Origin of the sequence: Kibdelosporangium persicum (assembly GCF_013280595.1) — a bacterium.
Lineage (GTDB): Bacteria > Actinomycetota > Actinomycetes > Mycobacteriales > Pseudonocardiaceae > Kibdelosporangium > Kibdelosporangium persicum.
The window spans coordinates 170,864-187,569 of sequence record NZ_JAAATY010000017.1 but is presented as its reverse complement, the minus strand read 5'-3'; the positions used below and the strand labels follow the sequence as shown (position 1 = coordinate 187,569).

19 protein-coding genes are annotated in these 16,706 nt (G+C 69.8%); 9 read left to right on the top strand and 10 right to left on the bottom strand.

All coding sequences use genetic code 11. From position 1 onward, the window contains the following. Positions 1-6 precede the first annotated feature (6 nt). Positions 7-2,733, top strand: coding sequence for an AfsR/SARP family transcriptional regulator (locus GC106_RS27930; RefSeq protein ID WP_173136712.1), 2,727 nt, complete (start codon positions 7-9; stop codon positions 2,731-2,733). A 3-nt stretch (positions 2,734-2,736) separates the two neighbouring features. Here the strand turns inward: GC106_RS27930 and GC106_RS27925 are convergent, their stop codons facing one another. The 6 genes from GC106_RS27925 to GC106_RS27900 form a co-directional block, all read right to left on the bottom strand. Further along, the gene (locus GC106_RS27925) at positions 2,737-3,588 is read right to left on the bottom strand and encodes a hypothetical protein (protein ID WP_173136710.1); all 852 of its coding nucleotides are present in this window, start codon (positions 3,586-3,588) and stop codon (positions 2,737-2,739) included. A 20-nt stretch (positions 3,589-3,608) separates the two neighbouring features. Further along, positions 3,609-4,007 carry a peptidase inhibitor family I36 protein gene (locus GC106_RS27920; protein WP_173136708.1) on the bottom strand — a complete coding sequence of 133 codons (399 nt, stop codon included), beginning with the start codon at positions 4,005-4,007 and terminating at the stop codon, positions 3,609-3,611. Between the two features lie 158 nt (positions 4,008-4,165). Further along, complete coding sequence (locus GC106_RS27915; RefSeq protein ID WP_173136706.1) at positions 4,166-4,954, bottom strand: class I SAM-dependent methyltransferase; 789 nt, start codon at positions 4,952-4,954, stop codon at positions 4,166-4,168. Between the two features lie 257 nt (positions 4,955-5,211). Next, on the bottom strand, positions 5,212-5,862 hold the full coding sequence (locus GC106_RS27910) for a response regulator (protein ID WP_173136704.1): 651 nt from the start codon (positions 5,860-5,862) through the stop codon (positions 5,212-5,214). Continuing rightward, positions 5,859-7,004, bottom strand: a complete 1,146-nt coding sequence (locus tag GC106_RS27905) for a sensor histidine kinase (protein WP_173136702.1) — start codon at positions 7,002-7,004, stop codon at positions 5,859-5,861. Before GC106_RS27905 ends, GC106_RS27910 begins: the two co-directional genes overlap by 4 nt. Before the next feature lie 17 nt (positions 7,005-7,021). Then, positions 7,022-7,558 carry a hypothetical protein gene (locus GC106_RS27900; protein WP_173136700.1) on the bottom strand — a complete coding sequence of 179 codons (537 nt, stop codon included), beginning with the start codon at positions 7,556-7,558 and terminating at the stop codon, positions 7,022-7,024. A gap of 231 nt (positions 7,559-7,789) precedes the next feature. Between GC106_RS27900 and GC106_RS27895 the strand changes: the two genes are divergently transcribed. Genes GC106_RS27895 through GC106_RS27885 form a run of 3 tightly spaced genes read left to right on the top strand, consistent with a single transcriptional unit; the run spans position 7,790 to position 10,001 of the window. Beyond that, positions 7,790-8,386 carry a dihydrofolate reductase family protein gene (locus GC106_RS27895; protein WP_173136698.1) on the top strand — a complete coding sequence of 199 codons (597 nt, stop codon included), beginning with the start codon at positions 7,790-7,792 and terminating at the stop codon, positions 8,384-8,386. 53 nt (positions 8,387-8,439) lie between these two features. Beyond that, the gene (locus GC106_RS27890) at positions 8,440-8,763 is read left to right on the top strand and encodes a YciI family protein (protein ID WP_173136696.1); all 324 of its coding nucleotides are present in this window, start codon (positions 8,440-8,442) and stop codon (positions 8,761-8,763) included. Then, entirely contained in the window at positions 8,760-10,001 is a 1,242-nt protein-coding gene (locus GC106_RS27885; RefSeq protein WP_173136694.1) for an RNA polymerase sigma factor, read from the top strand. Before GC106_RS27890 ends, GC106_RS27885 begins: the two co-directional genes overlap by 4 nt. A 43-nt stretch (positions 10,002-10,044) precedes the next feature. On the opposite strand, the gene GC106_RS27880 is transcribed toward GC106_RS27885, so the two are convergent. Next, on the bottom strand, positions 10,045-11,130 hold the full coding sequence (locus GC106_RS27880; protein ID WP_173136692.1) for an amidohydrolase family protein: 1,086 nt from the start codon (positions 11,128-11,130) through the stop codon (positions 10,045-10,047). Between the two features lie 90 nt (positions 11,131-11,220). Here GC106_RS27880 and GC106_RS27875 point away from each other — a divergent pair, with 90 nt between their 5' ends. After that, on the top strand, positions 11,221-11,850 hold the full coding sequence (locus GC106_RS27875) for a TetR-like C-terminal domain-containing protein (protein WP_173136681.1): 630 nt from the start codon (positions 11,221-11,223) through the stop codon (positions 11,848-11,850). Positions 11,851-11,910: 60 nt separating this feature from the next. On the opposite strand, the gene GC106_RS27870 is transcribed toward GC106_RS27875, so the two are convergent. Together GC106_RS27870 and GC106_RS27865 are read right to left on the bottom strand one after the other, a co-directional pair. After that, positions 11,911-12,834: a helix-turn-helix domain-containing protein gene (locus tag GC106_RS27870; RefSeq protein ID WP_173136679.1), complete on the bottom strand. Its 924-nt coding sequence runs from the start codon at positions 12,832-12,834 to the stop codon at positions 11,911-11,913. Between the two features lie 79 nt (positions 12,835-12,913). Next, positions 12,914-13,525, bottom strand: a complete 612-nt coding sequence (locus GC106_RS27865; protein WP_446684945.1) for an NAD-dependent epimerase/dehydratase family protein — start codon at positions 13,523-13,525, stop codon at positions 12,914-12,916. Here GC106_RS27865 and GC106_RS27860 point away from each other — a divergent pair. Then, on the top strand, positions 13,494-13,691 hold the full coding sequence (locus tag GC106_RS27860; RefSeq protein ID WP_173136675.1) for a hypothetical protein: 198 nt from the start codon (positions 13,494-13,496) through the stop codon (positions 13,689-13,691). The genes GC106_RS27865 and GC106_RS27860 overlap by 32 nt on opposite strands. A 171-nt stretch (positions 13,692-13,862) precedes the next feature. Beyond that, the gene (locus GC106_RS27855) at positions 13,863-14,117 is read left to right on the top strand and encodes a hypothetical protein (protein ID WP_173136673.1); all 255 of its coding nucleotides are present in this window, start codon (positions 13,863-13,865) and stop codon (positions 14,115-14,117) included. Between the two features lie 31 nt (positions 14,118-14,148). On the opposite strand, the gene GC106_RS27850 is transcribed toward GC106_RS27855, so the two are convergent. Next, positions 14,149-14,355: a hypothetical protein gene (locus tag GC106_RS27850; RefSeq protein WP_173136672.1), complete on the bottom strand. Its 207-nt coding sequence runs from the start codon at positions 14,353-14,355 to the stop codon at positions 14,149-14,151. A 96-nt stretch (positions 14,356-14,451) separates the two neighbouring features. Between GC106_RS27850 and GC106_RS27845 the strand changes: the two genes are divergently transcribed. Together GC106_RS27845 and GC106_RS27840 are read left to right on the top strand one after the other, a co-directional pair. Beyond that, complete coding sequence (locus tag GC106_RS27845) at positions 14,452-16,155, top strand: PHP domain-containing protein (protein ID WP_173136670.1); 1,704 nt, start codon at positions 14,452-14,454, stop codon at positions 16,153-16,155. A gap of 5 nt (positions 16,156-16,160) precedes the next feature. Further along, positions 16,161-16,658, top strand: coding sequence for a hypothetical protein (locus GC106_RS27840; protein ID WP_173136669.1), 498 nt, complete (start codon positions 16,161-16,163; stop codon positions 16,656-16,658). Positions 16,659-16,706 lie beyond the last annotated feature (48 nt).

Here is a 16,706-nt window from a genome sequence, read left to right as displayed (position 1 = left end):
TGGCGGATGAAGTTCCGAATACTAGGGCCACTGGAAGTGTTCGACGGTACGGCGTGGCGCACGGTGCGAGCGGCGAAATGGCGGTCGCTGCTGGCGGTCTTGCTCGTCAACGCCCGCCAGGTCGTGTCGATCGACCGCATCGCGCAGGAACTCTGGGCTGACGATCCACCCGCCACGATGACAAACGTCATCCACGGCTACATCGCCCGGCTACGCGGCCTGCTGGCCGACCGGGACGGGCAGCTGTTGGTCACCCGCGCACCCGGCTACCTGCTGGCGGCCGCCGACGGTGACATCGACACGGACGAGTTCGCGTCGCTGACGCGGGCGGGCCGGTACAGCGAGGCGCTGGCGCTGTGGCGAGGTCCCGCGTTCGCTGACGTGCCGGTCACGCCGATGGTGCGGGAAGCCGCCACGTGGTTGAACGAGCAACGGCTCGTGGCCGTGGAGACCCGGATGACCGCCGAACTGGCCGACGGCCGGCACGCCGAGTTGATCACCGACCTGGACACGTTGACCCGGGCGAACCCGTTGCGGGAACGGCTGTGGGAGCAGCTGATGGTCGCACTGGACCGCAGCGGACGGCGTGCCGAAGCACTCGCGGCCTACGCCCGGGTCCGCACGCTGCTGGCCGACGAACTCGGCGTCGATCCAGGCCCCGGCCTGAAACGTGTCCAACGATCCATCCTCACCGGTCAGCAGCAGCCCGTGCCCAGCCAGCTGCCACCCGACCCGCCCCTGTTCATCGGCCGCGACGAGCAGGTCATCGCCGTGGCGAGCTGGCTGGGCACCGATCCGGTCGCGATCACCGGGCCCGGCGGGGTCGGCAAAACCGTGCTCGCGATCCGCGTGGCGCACCGGACGCGTGGCCGGTTCCCCGACGGACAGCTCTACGCCACCGTCGGCCCCGACCGGCCCACCGCCTCGGTGCTCACGCGGCTGCTCGCCGGCCTGGGCATCCGGCCGGACACCACCAGCCCGGCCGAGCTCGCCGAGACGCTCACCGACGTACTGGCCAGGCGGCGTGTGCTCATCGTGCTGGACGACGTGCACGACGAATCCACCGTGCAGCCCCTGTTGCCCGTGGCCGGCGGGTGCGGGCTGCTGATGACCAGCCGGAAACGGCTCACCGGGCTACAACCCCTGCGCAGGATCTCGCTGGACGTCCTGCCCGACGACGACGGAATCACGCTGCTGCGTGCCGTCGCCGGCCGGCCACACCCGTGCGAACCGGAAGCTGACGAACGGATCGTGCGGCTGTGCGACGGCCTGCCGCTCGCGATCAGGCTCGCCGGTGCCCGCCTGGCCACCCGTCCGAACTGGACCGCCACCGACCTCGCGGTCCGGCTCGCCGACAGCCTCGACCGGCTGGACTGGCTGCAACTGGGCGATGTGGGTGTGCGAGCCAGCATCTCGCAGAGCTGCACGGGCCTGACCGACGCCCACCAACGGCTGCTGCGGGGACTCGGCTGCCTGGAGCTGCCCGAATTCCCCGCCTGGGTGGCCGCCGCGATCCTCGACCTGCCGGCCGGCCGAGCCGAACGCCTCCTGGACGACCTCGTGGAGATCCACCTCATCGAACCCGCGGGGAACACGCTCACCGGCCCGCGTTACCGGATGCACGACCTGATACACCTCGTCGCCGCCGAACACAGCCCGGCGCCGACAGGTGATCGCGGCGTGGCTCGCGTGCTCAGCGGCTGGCACGCGCTGGCCGCCGCGGCCGACGACCAGTTGGGACACTGGTTCGGCCTCGACCCCGAACCGGCACCGATCTGGCGACCCGCACCGGACGCCCTCGCGACGGCAGCCCGGAACCCGATGCGATGGTTCGACGAGGAAACCACCGCATTGACCAGCGCGGTGCACCAAGCGGCCCGTGACGGCCACCCGGCCTGGCCGATCGCGCAACGCCTGTCGACGTACCTTGAACTACGCGGCCGGTACACCGAATGGCACGACGTGCTGACCGCAGGGCTGCGCGGCGCCGACGCCACCGCCGACCGGCAGGGGCAGGCCACCATGCTGGGCCTGCTGATGCAGGTCGAAGGCATCCGCGACGAGCACCGCAGCAGCCTCCGCTACGGTGCGCTGACCGTCGCGGCCTACTTCGACCTGCCGGCCGGTGAACCGGTTGCTCCCGTGACCGTCGAGGAACCGACGGTGTCGGCGGCTCTGCTGGCGGCCCGGCGGGAAGGTGACGCGCTGGCCGTGGGTTTCGAGGCCTCCCGGCTGGCACTGGCCAAACGCGCGGCCGGCGAACCAGCCGACTACCTCGGTCTGCTGGAGGAGGCCCGGGACGCGTTCACCGCGGGCGGGGCGCCCCTGCTGGAACTGTGGACCATCAAGAACGTCGGCCTGATGTACTGCCGGATGCGCCGCTTCGACGACGCCCGCGCATGCCTGTCCCGCGCGCAGACCCTGATCCGTGAGCTCGGCGAAGCGTCCATGACCGACTACGGCGGAGGTGACCTGGCCGGGGTCGCCGCCGCCCACGGCCGGCTGGACCTCGCCGAACGGCTGGCCACCGAGCGCCTCAGCCACGCCTGGCAGGCCGACGACCGGTGGAGCGCCGGCCGCGCGCTGGTCACCCTCGGCGAGATCCACGCCAAACGAGGCGACCACCGCGCCGCCGCCGACACCTACGAACAAGCCCTGCACCTGTGGCGTGACCTGAATTCGTCCCGCCGTGTCCGCCAGATCGAAGCCGCGCTGGCACGGTTGACCGGATAGCGATCAGGGCCCCACCATCGCCGAGGCCCGCCGCACCGCTCGCCGCTGAATCTCGGCCAACCGCAGGACGTCCCGCTCCACCGACATGATCCACCCAGCGGCCTGATCGACCATTGTGGACCTGAGAACCTGCGGAATCCGGTTCTGCCGTTGGCATCCATGGTCCGTTGCCGCCATCACGCGCTCGTCCTCCCCTGCCGGCGCGGCGTTCTCCCGCGTACCGAACCGTTGACGGGCGAGCGCCAGTGCTTCCCGTGGGCTGCCGACCTGGTACCCGGCGGCGGACATGCACCCGCCGTACCCGGCCAGGGCGGTCCGAACGGCCGGTGTGTTCGTGACGTCCCCGGCCGCAGCCGCGACCGCGGCCGGAAAGGTCATTGTTCCCAGGTAATCCGGTACCGAACCGTAGACCGCCGCCCGCCCGGCCGCCTCACAACCGTCGACGGCCAGGCTGACCTGCTTGCCGTCCGGCAGAACCACCGAACTCATCGGTGAGTTCTCCGGCCGCAGCGTGTTCCAGTACCTGCTCCGCTCATTCTGAGGCAGCCCGTCCAGGTAGGCGCGCTGGACCAGGTCGGAATCCGTCGACGGGTCGGGCACTGCGGCCAAGCGCCCGCCGTATCCATCGCTCACGGGCACGTCCGCCTGCATCGTCTCAGCCGGTGGATACCGCATCCCGTGCCCGGCCATGCACTCGGCGATCGCCCGGTACTCGGCCCGCACCAGGACCCGGTCGGGCTCGTCCACCAGGCTCAGCGCGGCCGCCCGCACCGCCGGGTCGAGCGGCCGGTCATCGTGCGCCGCACAGCCGACGACCGCGAGGATCAGGGTGAGCCCAAGCAGCTCACCCCTCACCCCCCGGTGGCCTCGAATGCCTAGTCGCACTGTTGCGACGCCGTGCGCACGTAGAACCAGTCGGTCCGGTTGGACCCACTGCCCATGTCCCTGGTGTGGGTACCCGGCGCCCACCGCCAGATCGTGATGTCAGCCGGCCAGCTGGCGTTCACGGCGCACCAGTAGTTGCCGGTGTGGTTCGCGGCCGACGTAACCCGGTCGCTGGCCACGGTGATGTGGTCGCTGCCCGCACGGGCGTTGCTCTGCAGCAACTCGGTTCCGCCGTAGTTGGTGCCGTCGTACGCGCAGAAGTAACCGCCTGGGCAGGACGCCGGTTCGCGGGCGACCTGCGCGTTGGCCACGACCGGTGCCACCAGGGTGACCGCGCCCGCGATCGCCGCGGCGGCGGTCGCACACCGAAGGACTGACCTCTTCACCATCGCACTTCCTCCAATCGTCGGGCGTTCGCCCGGACGTGAAGGTGGCATCCGGTGATGGAGCGGTCCTGTGCCGAACCTGAAGCCGACCTGTACCCGTCTGCCAGGCAGGCCGTTGGACTGGCCTCCCGGTCTGGGGTTTCGTCGGGGAGACGCCGGCGTTATGGGCGCTCGAACTCGCCGAGCTTGGTGATACGGGCGACGACCTGCTCGTTGTTCATCGTGTAGGCCTCATAGCTGGCCTCGGTTCCGGTATTCGACAGGAACTCCTGCCAGGCGCGGAACTCGTGTTTCTCCCAGCCGGGGTAGTTGAAGAACTCGTCGAAGAGGACGACCGAGCCGACCCGCAGGCGTGGACCGACCAGATCGAACACGGTCTTGGTCGAGGAGTACAGGTCACCGTCGACGTGCAGGAAGCCCACCGGACCGGAGTGCTCGGCCAGGAAACCGGGCAGCGTGTCGTCGAACCAGCCGACCACGAGCTGCGCGCCGGGCACCTCGGGAACCGCGTCCAGGGCGAACGCCCCCTCGCGCACATGCGAGCGGAAGTCCTCAGGCAGCCCCTTGAACGAGTCGAAGCCGTACACATCACCGGACCGGACGGCCGCGATGATCTTCAGCGACCGGCCCTGGAACACCCCGAACTCCAGCGCCATACCCTCGGGCGGCGCGATCTCCAGCGCGTAGCGCAGCGTGCTCTCTGGGTCGCTGAACGAGCGGGCCACCGGCATGTTCGCCTCGACGAACTTCGCCGCCGCCAGCGCCGCGTCCCGCTCACCGGCGACGAGCATGTCCCGCCGCGCCCGGAACTCCGCCTCGGCCAACGCCTGGATCGTGCGGTCGACCTCGCGCCGGATGACCGGCTCCAACTCGCGCACCACCCGCCTGGCCACCTTGTCCACCACTCGGCTGGCCTCGGCCCGCACAGTTCTCCGGAACGCCTCAAGCATCGACCGCTCCCCTCGCCCGGCCCAAGCTCCCCGGGAGCGGGCCTTTGCCGTCTACGACCAAGCCACAGCAGGCTCTCACGCGAACCCATCGCCCAACACCGCGGCAAGTCGAGCCGCCCCGGATTCACTCGAACGCAGCAAGGCCCCTCGTGAGTGTTTATCGGTGTTAGAACCCTGATAAACACTCACGAGGGGGTGATGGACGAGGGCGTGTGACCTATGCGCCGCTTCTCGTCGTTCAGACAATGAGTCGTCGCTCACCGGAGGCCGGTTTCGTAGGCGGTGATCACCAGCTGCACGCGGTCCCGTGCGTCCAGTTTGGACATGATGCGGCTGACGTGGGTCTTCACGGTCAGCGGGCTGAGCACCAGTGCGGCCGCGATCTCGCCGTTGGTGAGCCCGGCCGCGACAAGGCGGAGCACGTCACGCTCGCGTCCGGTCAGCACGCCCAGTCGCTCCGGCGCCGGACCGGGCTCCGGCGTACGCAGGAACCGGGCGATCAACGTGGCGGTCGGGCCGGGATCCAGCAATGCCTCGCCGGCCGCGACCGTGCGGATCGCGTGCAGCAGGTTCGCCGGGCGGGTGTCCTTCACCAGGAAACCGCTTGCTCCGGCACGCAACGCGGCGACCACGTTCTCGTCCGTGTCATAGGTGGTGAGAACCAGCACGCGCACGCCGGCAAGGTGCTCGTCCCGCACGATCCGCCTCGTCGTCTCGATGCCGTCCAGCTCCGGCATCCGGATGTCCATCACCACGACGTCGACGGGTGTGGTACGCAACAACTTCAGCGCCTCGGCCCCGGTCGCCGCCTCACCGACCACCGCCATGTCCGGCGCGGACGAGATGAGCATCGCGAACGCGCCACGCACCAGCGCCTGGTCGTCCGCCAGCAGGACCCGTGTGCTCACCCGTGCTCTCCCGTCGGCAGTTCGGCCATGACGCGGAACCCGCCGTCCCGTGCCGATCCGGCGGTCAGTGTGCCGCCGACGCTGCGGGCGCGCTCGACCATGCCGACAAAACCGTACCCACCCGCGGTCCCCGCCCCGCCCCGGCCGTCGTCGGTCACCGTGACTACCAGTGCGTCCGGCAGGTACGCCAGCTCGACCCGCGCCCGTGTCGCCACCGCGTGCTTGACCACATTGGTCAGTGCCTCCTGCACGATGCGGTAGGCGGCGACCTCCACCGCGGGCGGCAGCGGCCGGCTGTCCCCTGTGGACACCAGGTCGACCGTGACGCCGACCGCGGTGACCGGCGCGGTGAGGTCGGACAGCCGGGACAGGGCGGGCACCGGCCGGCGGTCCTCGTCCGGGTGCTCGGTCATCGTGGAGTCCCGCAACACGGCCAGTGTCGCCCGTAGTTCCGCACGTGCCCGCAGGCACGCCTCGGTGATCGTGTCGAGGCTCCGGACCATGACTGTCCTGTTCAGACGGTCGGCGGACTCGGCGAGCAGGTGGGCCGCGACACCGGCCTGCACGTGGATGAGCGTGATGCTGTGTGCCAGCAGGTCGTGCAGGTCGCGGGCAATGCGTAGCCGCTCCTCGGTGACGCGCCGCAGCGCTTCCTCCTCCCGGGTCCGCTCGGCCCGCTCGGCACGGTCGACGATCTCCGCGAGGTACGCGCGCCTGCTGCGCACGGCCTCGCCGACGCCGACGGCGGCCACCATCCATCCCAGCGTGGTGAGCGTGTCGAACCGGACCCGGCCGTCGTCCACGGCCCGGATGACCAGCACCACCACCACGGCGCCGGTGCCCACCAGCAGCGAGTGGGGCCTGCGCATCACGGACGCCACCGTGTAGACGACCAGCAGCCCCGGCACCACCAGCGCGTCGTGCGGGTAGTCCAGCGCGTGGTAGGGCACAGACACCGCCATGTGCACGACCAGCACAACGACCGGCCTTCGCCGCCGTACCGCGAGCGGCGCGCACGCGGCCACGGCGAGTAACACGCCCCAGGCGTCGAGAGGCTTGGGTTGCGGCGCCAGCACAGCCCAGCCCACCGCCACCGCGGTGGCCAGCACGGCGAGCAGGACGTCGGTCAACGCCCTGCTCATCGGTCTTCCGGTCACGGTCAGGCCGCGGCCGCCGCGTAGGTACGGTCCCGTCCGGCCGGCGGCGACCGGCGCGTCACCGCCGCGATCGCCATGCCCACCAGGAACAACGCGAAGACGGTCATCATCGCGATCCGCAGCCAATGCGTGTCCATGAGCCGCACGTACGGTTCGCTCAGCGACCCGTCCGGCATCCGGACCAGCCCGCTGGTCCCGATCTGGTTCTGCCACTCCGCCCACATCGTGAACGATGTCACGAAGACGGCCACCTGCAACCCGATGCCGGCCCCGACCGCCCACCACGGCACACGCGGATGCCGCAGCAACGCCACCGCGACCATGCTGGCCGCCGACGCGATCGACAGCGGCATGATGACGATGTCGACGATGCTCTCCCAACTGTCGTGCACGGCGTCCATCTCCGCCACGCCAATCCGCGACCAGGACATGTAGTTCGCGTGCGTCAACAGGATCTGGCCGACATTGGCGCACGCCAGCGTGAGGGCGGCGATCAGGATCACCAGTGACCAACGGGTCCGCGCCGCGGTGTCGATCATGTGCGTTGTCCTTCCGGTTCGTGGTGTGAGCACTGTGACCGACGTGGACGGCGGGAATCGACCGGCCGCGGATGGCACTTGCCGGTCCTCCCGTGGCAGGACGCGTACTCCCTGGGGAGTACGAAATTTCCGCGGAGAAATCCGGGAGGAGGTGTCGGATCCGGGCGGTGGTGTTCGTAGCAGGGGCGAGGCCGTCCACAAGGGGCGGCGCCAAGACAAGGAGCCGCGGTCATGAAGCTGACGACCATGACTCAGGTCACCATCGATGGCGTGATGCAAGGGAACGGCGCCGCGTCGGATGACCGCAGGAACGGATTCGAGCGCGGTGGATGGGCCCTGGGCAAGGGTGACGACGAGACCAGGACGTTCATCACTGAGACCTACCAGCGCGCCGAGGCGTTCCTGTTCGGCCGGCGCACCTACGAGTTGTTCGCCGGGTCCTGGGGATCAATCGGCCAGATGCGCGCCCATCCCATCGGCGTGGCCTTGAACGAGGCGCCCAAGTACGTTGCCTCGACCACGCTCACCGCGCCGCGCTGGGACAACACCACCATGCTCCGCGGTGACCTCACGGCGGCCATCAGCGAGCTGAAGGCCAAGCCCGGGGGTGACCTGCAGGTGCACGGCAGTGGCGCCCTGACCCGGTGGCTGCTGGAGAACGATCTGGTCGACGAGATGACTCTGATCGTGATCCCGGTGATCCTCGGCCAGGGCACGAGACTGTTCCCGGAGACCGGCCCGGATCTCGCGCTCGACCTGGTCGAGTCACGAGTCGACTCGAAGGGCGTGACGATCCAGGTCCACCGGCCGCGATACGCGAGGGCTTGAAGTCCCTGACCACCGAACCACGTTGTCTTGACACCACAGGAGAGGATATTCAAATGCGGTACCTGGTTTCCGTGATCGACGACAAGAGCAATCCCGGCAGCACGGACAGGCAACCTGCCATCAGTGCGTTCAACGAACGGCTGATCGCCGAGGGCTACTGGGTTTTCGCGGGCGGACTCGCGGACACCGACGCGGCCACGGTGGTCGACAACCGGGGCGAGCAGGCGGTGTTCACCGACGGGCCGTTCGTGGAGTCGAAGGAGTACCTCGCCGGCGTCTGGGTGTGGGAGGCCCCCGATCTGGATGTGGCGCTCAAGCTCGCCACCGAGGCGTCGAAGATCTGCGACCGGAAGATCGAGGTGCGGCCGTTCCTGTGAACGAGGTCGACGTCCGCGAGGCGGTCACCCGGGCTCACCACGAGGAGTGGGCCCGGGTGGTCGCCGCCCTGACCAGGCGTTTCGGTGACCTCGACGTCGCCGAGGAGGCCGCCGCCGAGGCGTTCGCGACAGCCGTGGAGCGGTGGCCGGCCGACGGCGTGCCTGCCAACCCCGGCGCCTGGCTGACCACCACCGCCAACCACAAGGCCATCGACCGGCTCCGGCGCGAGAACAAGCGCGACGACAAGCACAAAGAGGCTCGGCTGGTGCACGACGACGACCCGCCCGAACCTCTCGGCGCCATCGACGACGACCGGCTCCGGCTGATCTTCACCTGTTGTCACCCGGCGCTGGCGATGGACGCCCGTCTGGCGCTGACGCTGCGCATGGTCGGCGGTCTGACCGTGCCCGAGATCGCCCGCGCGTTCCTGGTGGCCGAGAGTGCCATGGGGCAGCGGATCACCCGCGCGAAGGCCAAGATCAAGACGGCTCGCATCCCCTATCGCGTACCGTCCGCCGAGGATCTCCCGGCGCGCGTCACCGGTGTGCTCGCCGTGCTGTACCTCGTCTTCAACGAGGGCTACCTGGCCACCGGTCCCGACACCGATCCACTCCGGCACGACCTGACCGCCGAGGCGATCCGGCTCACCCGTCTGATCCGTGCCCTTCTGCCGGACGACGGTGAGGTGGCCGGGCTGTTGGCGTTGATGCTGCTCATCGAGGCCCGCCGTGCCGCCCGGGTCTCGGCCAGCGGCGAACTGGTTCCCCTCGCCGATCAGGACCGCGGCACCTGGGACACGGCCCTGATCGCCGAGGGACACCGCCTGGTGCGCGAACGCCTCGCCGCTGCCGCCGCCGGCGTGGCTCCGGGCCGCTACCAGATCCTCGCCGCGATCAACGCCGTGCACACCTCCGCCCGCGACGTACGCGACACCGACTGGTCACAGGTCCTCGCCCTCTACGACCAGCTCGTCCGCCTCGACCCGTCCCCCCTCATCGCCCTCAACCGGGCCATCGCGGTCGCGGAGCTCGACGGCCCGGACGTGGCACTGGCGGCCGTCAACCGGCTTGAGGACAGGCTGGCCGGCTACCACGCCTACCACGCCACCCGCGCCGACCTGCTGCGCCGGCTGGGCCGCGGCCAGGAGTCCCGTGCGGCCTACGACAAGGCAATCGAACTGGCAGGCAACACCGCCGAAACCGCCTACCTGACCCGCCGCCGCACCCAACTCCCCTAACCCCCTCGTGAGTGTTTATCAGGGTTCTAACACGGATAAACGCTCACGAGGGGTGGCCTGTGGTGGGGGTGATTTCGGTGCCGGCGCACCAGACGGCACGGATGTCGCGGGTCGCCGCGATGTCCTGGAGCGGATCGCCGGCGATCAGTACGAGATCGGCTCGCAGGCCCGGTGCGATCGTGCCGCGGTCGGTCAGGCCGAAGGCCCGCGCCGCGTCCGCGGTCGCCGAGCGCAGGATCTCCGCGCTCGTCATGCCCGCCTGGGCCATGAGTTCGAATTCGTGGTGCAGGCTTTCCCCGTGGCGCACGGCAATCGGGGCGCCGGGCTCGTCGTTGGCGTCGGTGCCGGCGAGGATTCCGACGCCGGCGGCGTGCAGATCCGCGAGGCTGCGCAGCAGGCCGTCAACCGGGAACCGGCCGGCCTGCGGACCCGTCGTGAGGATGCCTTCCATCATGGTGATCGTCGGGATAGCCACCTGACCCGCGGCCTTCATGGCGGCGATGTCCTCGGTCCGGATCGGGCCGGTCAGCGGCACGTGCGTGACGAACTCGGCGCCGGAATCCACCGCGATGGAGTACGCGCCGGGCGAGACGGCGTGCACCACGGTCTTGAGGCCGTGTTCCCGGGCGGCCGCGACCAGGGCGCGCAGGGCGTCGGCGGGCAGGCCGCCCTCGCCTGGGGCTTCGGTGACACCCTTGATGTAGTCGACGCCCTCGGCTGCCCTGGCTTCGACGTGCCGCCGCGCGTCGTCCGCTGTCAGGATCACGGCGTCCTCGGGCATCGCGGGCATCTTCGCGTGGCTGCCCCGCCCGATCGCCGGCAGGCCCGCGGTGCGGAAGTCCGCCGCGCCCGTGACCGCACGGAGTGAGGCCACGCGCTCGACCGGCCAGCAGGCCATGTCCAGCCCGGTGGTGACACCCCACCGGGCGAGCGTGCGCAGATCCTCCGGGCCATGCAGGTGGACGTGCGCGTCGATCAGGCCAGGCAGGAGTGTCGCGCCGGCCGCGTCGATCTCGTGCCCGCCGGCCGGGTCCTCGCCGATGACCGTCCCGTCGATGACGACCGTGCGGGGCCTGGTCAGCTCGTTCCCGTCGAACACCCGGACGTCGCGCAGCACCGTCTTCGGCATCGGAACCACCAATCGCAATAAGGAACAGAATGGTTCACTAAGAACGTAGCACGGCGTCCACCGCCTGGCAGGCGTGCTATATCGGTAACCATGGATCCCGAAGGTGCGGCCACCAGAACGAGCGTCCAGGCGCGGACCGGGGGCAGTGGTACCCGTCGGCGCGGCGAAGCGCTCACCGGTGCGATCGGCCTCGCGACCCTCGAGGAACTGGCTCGGACCAGTTTCGAGGAGCTGTCCTTCGACAAGATCGCGGCCGCGGCGGGCACCGGGAAGGCGGCGCTGTACCGGCGCTGGTCCACCCCGGCCGAGCTGGTCCTGGCGGCCCTGACCGACCCGGCCACCGGCTTCGGGGACGTCCCGGCCGCGCCGCGTACAGGAACCCTCAGAGCCGATCTGATCGCCCTGCTCACGCGTCTCGCTCGGGCCTTGGAAGAGCCGCGCGGCCGTGCGCTGCGCCCGTTGATCGCGCACCGGCACCGCCACCCGGAACTCTTCGAGCACGTGCACCGTCTCGTGATCCGCCCTCACCTTGAGGTTCTCCTGACCGTGCTGCGGGAGGCCGCCGAGCGAGGCGAAGCAGCGCCGGAACGCGTCACGGAACGTGTCGCCTCAGTGGGCCCACGCATGATCACCCTTGAGGCGTGGGAGTGCGACCAGATGGACCCTCGTGAAGTCGAGGCCGTCGTCGACGAGGTCCTCCTGCCCTTGGTCCAGCCCTGATCAGCGATGGGCGTCCGGCCATGGGCCGGTGAGATCGCGGTGATCTTCAGGTGGACGCGGTCACCAGTTCACCGCGTCCATCCAGATGGTCACCGGCTCGTCCGAACTTTGGTAGATCTCCATGCCGATCGCGTGGACCTCGTCCACCTGCGGCACGGTCCAGACGTACTGCTGCCAGTCGGTGCCCGTCGGCAGCGGGATCTCGTTGCCAGGGCCAGGCGATTCCGGAGCCCAGTGCTCGTCCGACCGCGAGTCGTACGCGAAGAAACGGATGCTCGCCGGCTGCTGGCCGGGAACCCGCAAGAAGACGGTCACCTTCATCCCTGGGCGCAATGTCTCCAGCCCGTGGGTGGTGCCGATCGCTTTGTCCTCGTCGTTGCTCGCGACGGTCGAGGTGATCTGGAGGGATTGGCGGCCCTCGAACGCCACCGCCGAGGTGGCCTGGTAAGTGACCCTCTTGTTGCCCCACAACGGACTCCACCGCTGGGTGCCGTCCTCGAACCCGAACCGGACGGAGGTCGCCGCTGTGTTCGCCACGGGTGCTGATCCGCCGGGCGCCCACTGCCAGACGCCGATCGCGGTGGCGATCGCGAGGACCACTACGAGCCCGGCGACGAGGGTCCAGCGCTTGACCTGCCGGGGACGTGGCAGTTCGACCGGTTCGGGTTCGGGTTCAGGTTCGGGTTCGGGTTCGGGCGAGGAGGAGCGCAGCATGTCCTCGGTCTTGCGGTCGGCCCGCTCCGCCAGCGCTTTCTCTCGCAGATTGCGCAGCGTGCCGTCGGACACCTGGAAGACCCGTTCGCACCCCACCACCAGGTCCTCCGGTGGGATACGCCGGCCGTGTTCGTAATCGACGAGCGTGCCGTGCCCGCTGAGATTGAGCTCTTTGGCCAACGCCCGCAATGACATCCCGCGAGCCAGGCGCCGATTGCGTATTTCCGCTCCGAGCTGCCGGACGTAGTCACCACGCTCCCGGGCGGTCATGACTCCGACCTTACCGAGCGTGTCCGCCCTCGCAAGAGAGCACGTTGGCGCAAACCCTGCGCGCCTTCGGGTGCGTACGTCAGTGCCCGCTGTGCTGGCGCGGGTCGTGACGCGGCAGCCAGATCTCCTCGGCGCGGACGCTGGCCTGCGGGGTGAAGTAGTCGCCGGTCGTGAGGTCCTCGATCAATGGTGCGTGCTGCGGCGCCCAGCCGAGCAGCGCCTGGGTGTGCGAGCTGGAGACGGGCACGTCGAGGGCGAAGAACCTGGCCAGGAACGGGTTCCCGAGATGCTCGGCGGCCTGATCGAGGGACAGCGAGGCGGTGGGAATGCCGAGCATCCGCCCGACGTGCTCGGCGATGCTCCTGATCGTGACGGCGCTTTCGCCGACACCATGGAGCACGCTGCCAGCGGGCGCTTTCTCCAGCGCCAGGCGGAAAAGGCGGGCGGCGTCCAAGCGGTGGACGGCGGGCCAACGATTGGCGCCGTCGCCGACGTAGGCCGAGACGCCCGCTCTGCGCGCGGCCGCGATGAGTGCCGGGATGAACCCGTGATCGCCGGGGCCGTGCACGGTCGGCGCGAGTCGCACGACGCTGGAGCGGACTCCCTGGTCGGCGCTCCGCGAACGTGAGCTGACAAAGCACGCGTGGCTCGCCGACGGCGTGGCGGAGGCACTGCGGCAGCGCGGTGTCAGTGACGGGCTGGCCGACTTGGCCGCCCGGACCGGCTGGGCGGCCTATCAGCACGCGGTCCAGGCCTGGATCGCCGACCCCGCGCAGAGTTTGGACGCACATCTGCTGCGCGCCTTCGACGAACTCCGCGCCCTCTCCGCAACCCCACCGCCCAAGGCCCCCTCGTGAGTGGTTAGCAGGGTTAGAACACGGATAAACGCTCACGAGGGGGAAGCGGGGCAGCCGCACGCCCAGGGGGCACGAACGGGTGATCTTCTGCCACGGCCCGCAGTTGATCTTGATCGGCCGGTGGCGAGCTGCTGGAGTTTGAGCTCCACATCAGCCAGAGAATGGACGCATATGACCCGGATCCGTGTAATCACGACCGCAGCGGTGCTGACTGTCGTCGGCGTGCTCGGTAGCCCCGCCCTCGCCAGCGCGGCGCAGGACGCTCCCATCACCAACGTCACCAACGTCACCGAGCGCGCAGGCGGCGGCCTGCTCGGCGGGCTGCCTCTGCTCGGCGGCCTGCTCGGCGGTCAGAACGGCAAGGGCGGTCTGGGCAAAGTCCTCAGCGGGCTGCCTCTGCTCGGCAGCCTGGCCAACGGGCTCTGAACGCCCGTCTGGCGCATGTGAAGTGCGGCGGTCACCGGCGGAGCCGGTGATCCCGTGGTCCGCGGCGGGACTCGCCGCCGCCGAACGGCACCACGAATCCCCTTCCGGTGTTCCTGCCGGGGACGACGACGCCCAGCCAGCGGTCACCCGGCAGGACGAGGACGTTCGCCGAGCCCAGGTGGAACTGGTCATCGGCCGGCCTCCCGTGCACCAGCACGTCCCGGTCGGCCAGTCCCACCTGGGCGGCACGTCCGGACGCACCCGGCGAGTGTTCATTCGCTGTTCACGCCCATGAGGATCGTTCTGATGCACGCGTGGCAATACTTTCGCGCGCATGTCGCATGTTCATCACGACCACGATCACGATCACCATCATCACGAGTCCGCGCCGGTGGAAGGCAGCTGGCGGGACGAGCAGGACGACCGTCCACTTTCGGTGGCCAGGCGCAGGTTCCTGGCCGGTGTCGGGCTGGCCGCCGGTGCGGCCGCGGTGACGCCCGGTGTCGCGGCGGCCGATCACGGGCACGACGTGGAGCGCCCGCGCAATCCCTGGGGCGGCGGTGACCGCTGGTTCGCCGGCGACCACCACATCCACACCAAGTACTCGCCGGACGCCCAGTACGAGGTCGCGACCCAGGTCGCCAACGCACGCAAGTACGGCCTGGACTGGATGGTGATCACCGACCACGGCGGCGTGGCGCACCAGAAGTTCTCGATCGACCAGACCACACCGGACATCGAGCAGGCCCGGCGGTCCAACCGGGACATCCTGGTCTACCAGGGTCTGGAGTGGAACATCCCGGGTGCCGAGCATGCGACGGTCTTCCTGCCGCCCGGCCGCGAGACCGTGAACATCCTGAAGGCCTTCGAGGCCGCGTACGACGGCGGCATCCTGTCCACGCCGGTCGCGCAGGGCGGCAAGGGCCTGATCACGCGATCGACCTCCGCGGACGGCGAACCCTACGCGCTCGCGGCCCTGCGTTACCTGGACGCTCAGGTCCTGGCCGGCCGGACCGAGGTCGCGCTGATGTTCGCCAACCACCCTGCCCGGCGCGGTGTCGACAGCCCGCACGAGTTGCGCGGCTGGCGCGACGCGGCGCCGCAGGTCGCCGTCGGCATGGAAGGCGCCCCCGGCCACCAGGCAGCGGGAATTCCCGAGGCAGCAGGTGGCCGTGGCGACGCACGGGGGTACTACGAGGCCTCCCCGGGGCCGGACAGCTTCCCGGGCTACAACCCCACTGCCGCCGAGAACCCGTACCGCACCTACGGTGGCTTCGACTGGATGACCGCGAAACTCGGCGGCTTGTGGGACTCACTGCTGGCCGAGGGCAAGCCGTGGTGGGTCACCGCGACGTCCGACAGCCACCAGAACTTCGGCGACACCTTCGTGCCCGGCAGCCAGGACCACGCCAGGACCGGCAGCCGCGGTGCCCCCACCGACTCGGGCGTGCGCCAGGTCTACGGCGACTACTGGCCCGGCTTCTACAGCTCCACCCTGGTCGGCGCCCGCTCAAAGTCCTATGTGGACATCATGCGCGGACTGCAGGCGGGCAAGGTCGTCGCCGTGCACGGCCGGCTGATCGACGGTCTGGACCTACGCGTGCGGGCTTTGTCCGAGGGCGACAACCGAGGCGTGTCGATCGGCGGCCGGACGTTCGTGCGCCGCGGCGGGGACGTCGAGGTCACCATCGACGTCACCCTGGCCGGTGGGCCGAACTTCAACGGCGCCATCCCGAAACTGGCCAAAGTGGACCTGATCGCGGGCCCGGTGACCGGCCCGGCCGCCGACCGCGACACACTGGCCGCGCCGGGGACCAAGCTGGTCAAGACCTTCGAGGTCGGCGCCAGGCAACGTGGCCGGATTCGGTTCACCCATGTCTTCCGCGGCGTCGACGGCCCGTTCTACCTACGGCTGCGCGGCAGCGACGGCAACCGGCTGACCTCCGAAGGCGGACCGGTCATGGACGTCGTCGGAGACGCCGACCCATGGTCGGACCTCTGGTTCCACGCCAACCCCGTCTTCGTGGACATCATCTGAAACCCATGACACAGCAGTGGATCCGTGCCGCCTGCGACCCATCGATCGCGGGCGGCACCGCCGCACACATCGACGCGCACGTACTCTCCTTAGTGGACGGACGTGGCCTTGCGGCCGACATCGTCTGCACCCAGGTCGACCGGAGTTCCACCGTCGCGACCGTCGCGATGACAGCGCGGCTCGTGGGCCCGCCCGAACAGCTGGACGGCGTGGAGATCACGACAGCCGAAACGGGTGCGAGTGGACGGTGCGTCCGGTTCCCGGGACAGTCCGGCCTCACCGGCGTTCACTCGATCGCGGAAATCACCGCCGCTTCGGCGATCGACGAGGTCGTCGCGGTCGGAAACCAGGTGACGCCCGACATCCTGGTGGACACTCGCGGTTTTCTCCGGCCGGAATACCAGGACGGACGCCTGGTACTGCTCGTCGAACCCGCCGCCGGTGGCATGGTACGGCCGATCGAGATCGAACAACCGCACCAATGCTGCGGAGGGACACACTGAGCAAGGAGGACCACGACACCGGCACTCGGGAGGCAACCTCCGATGGAT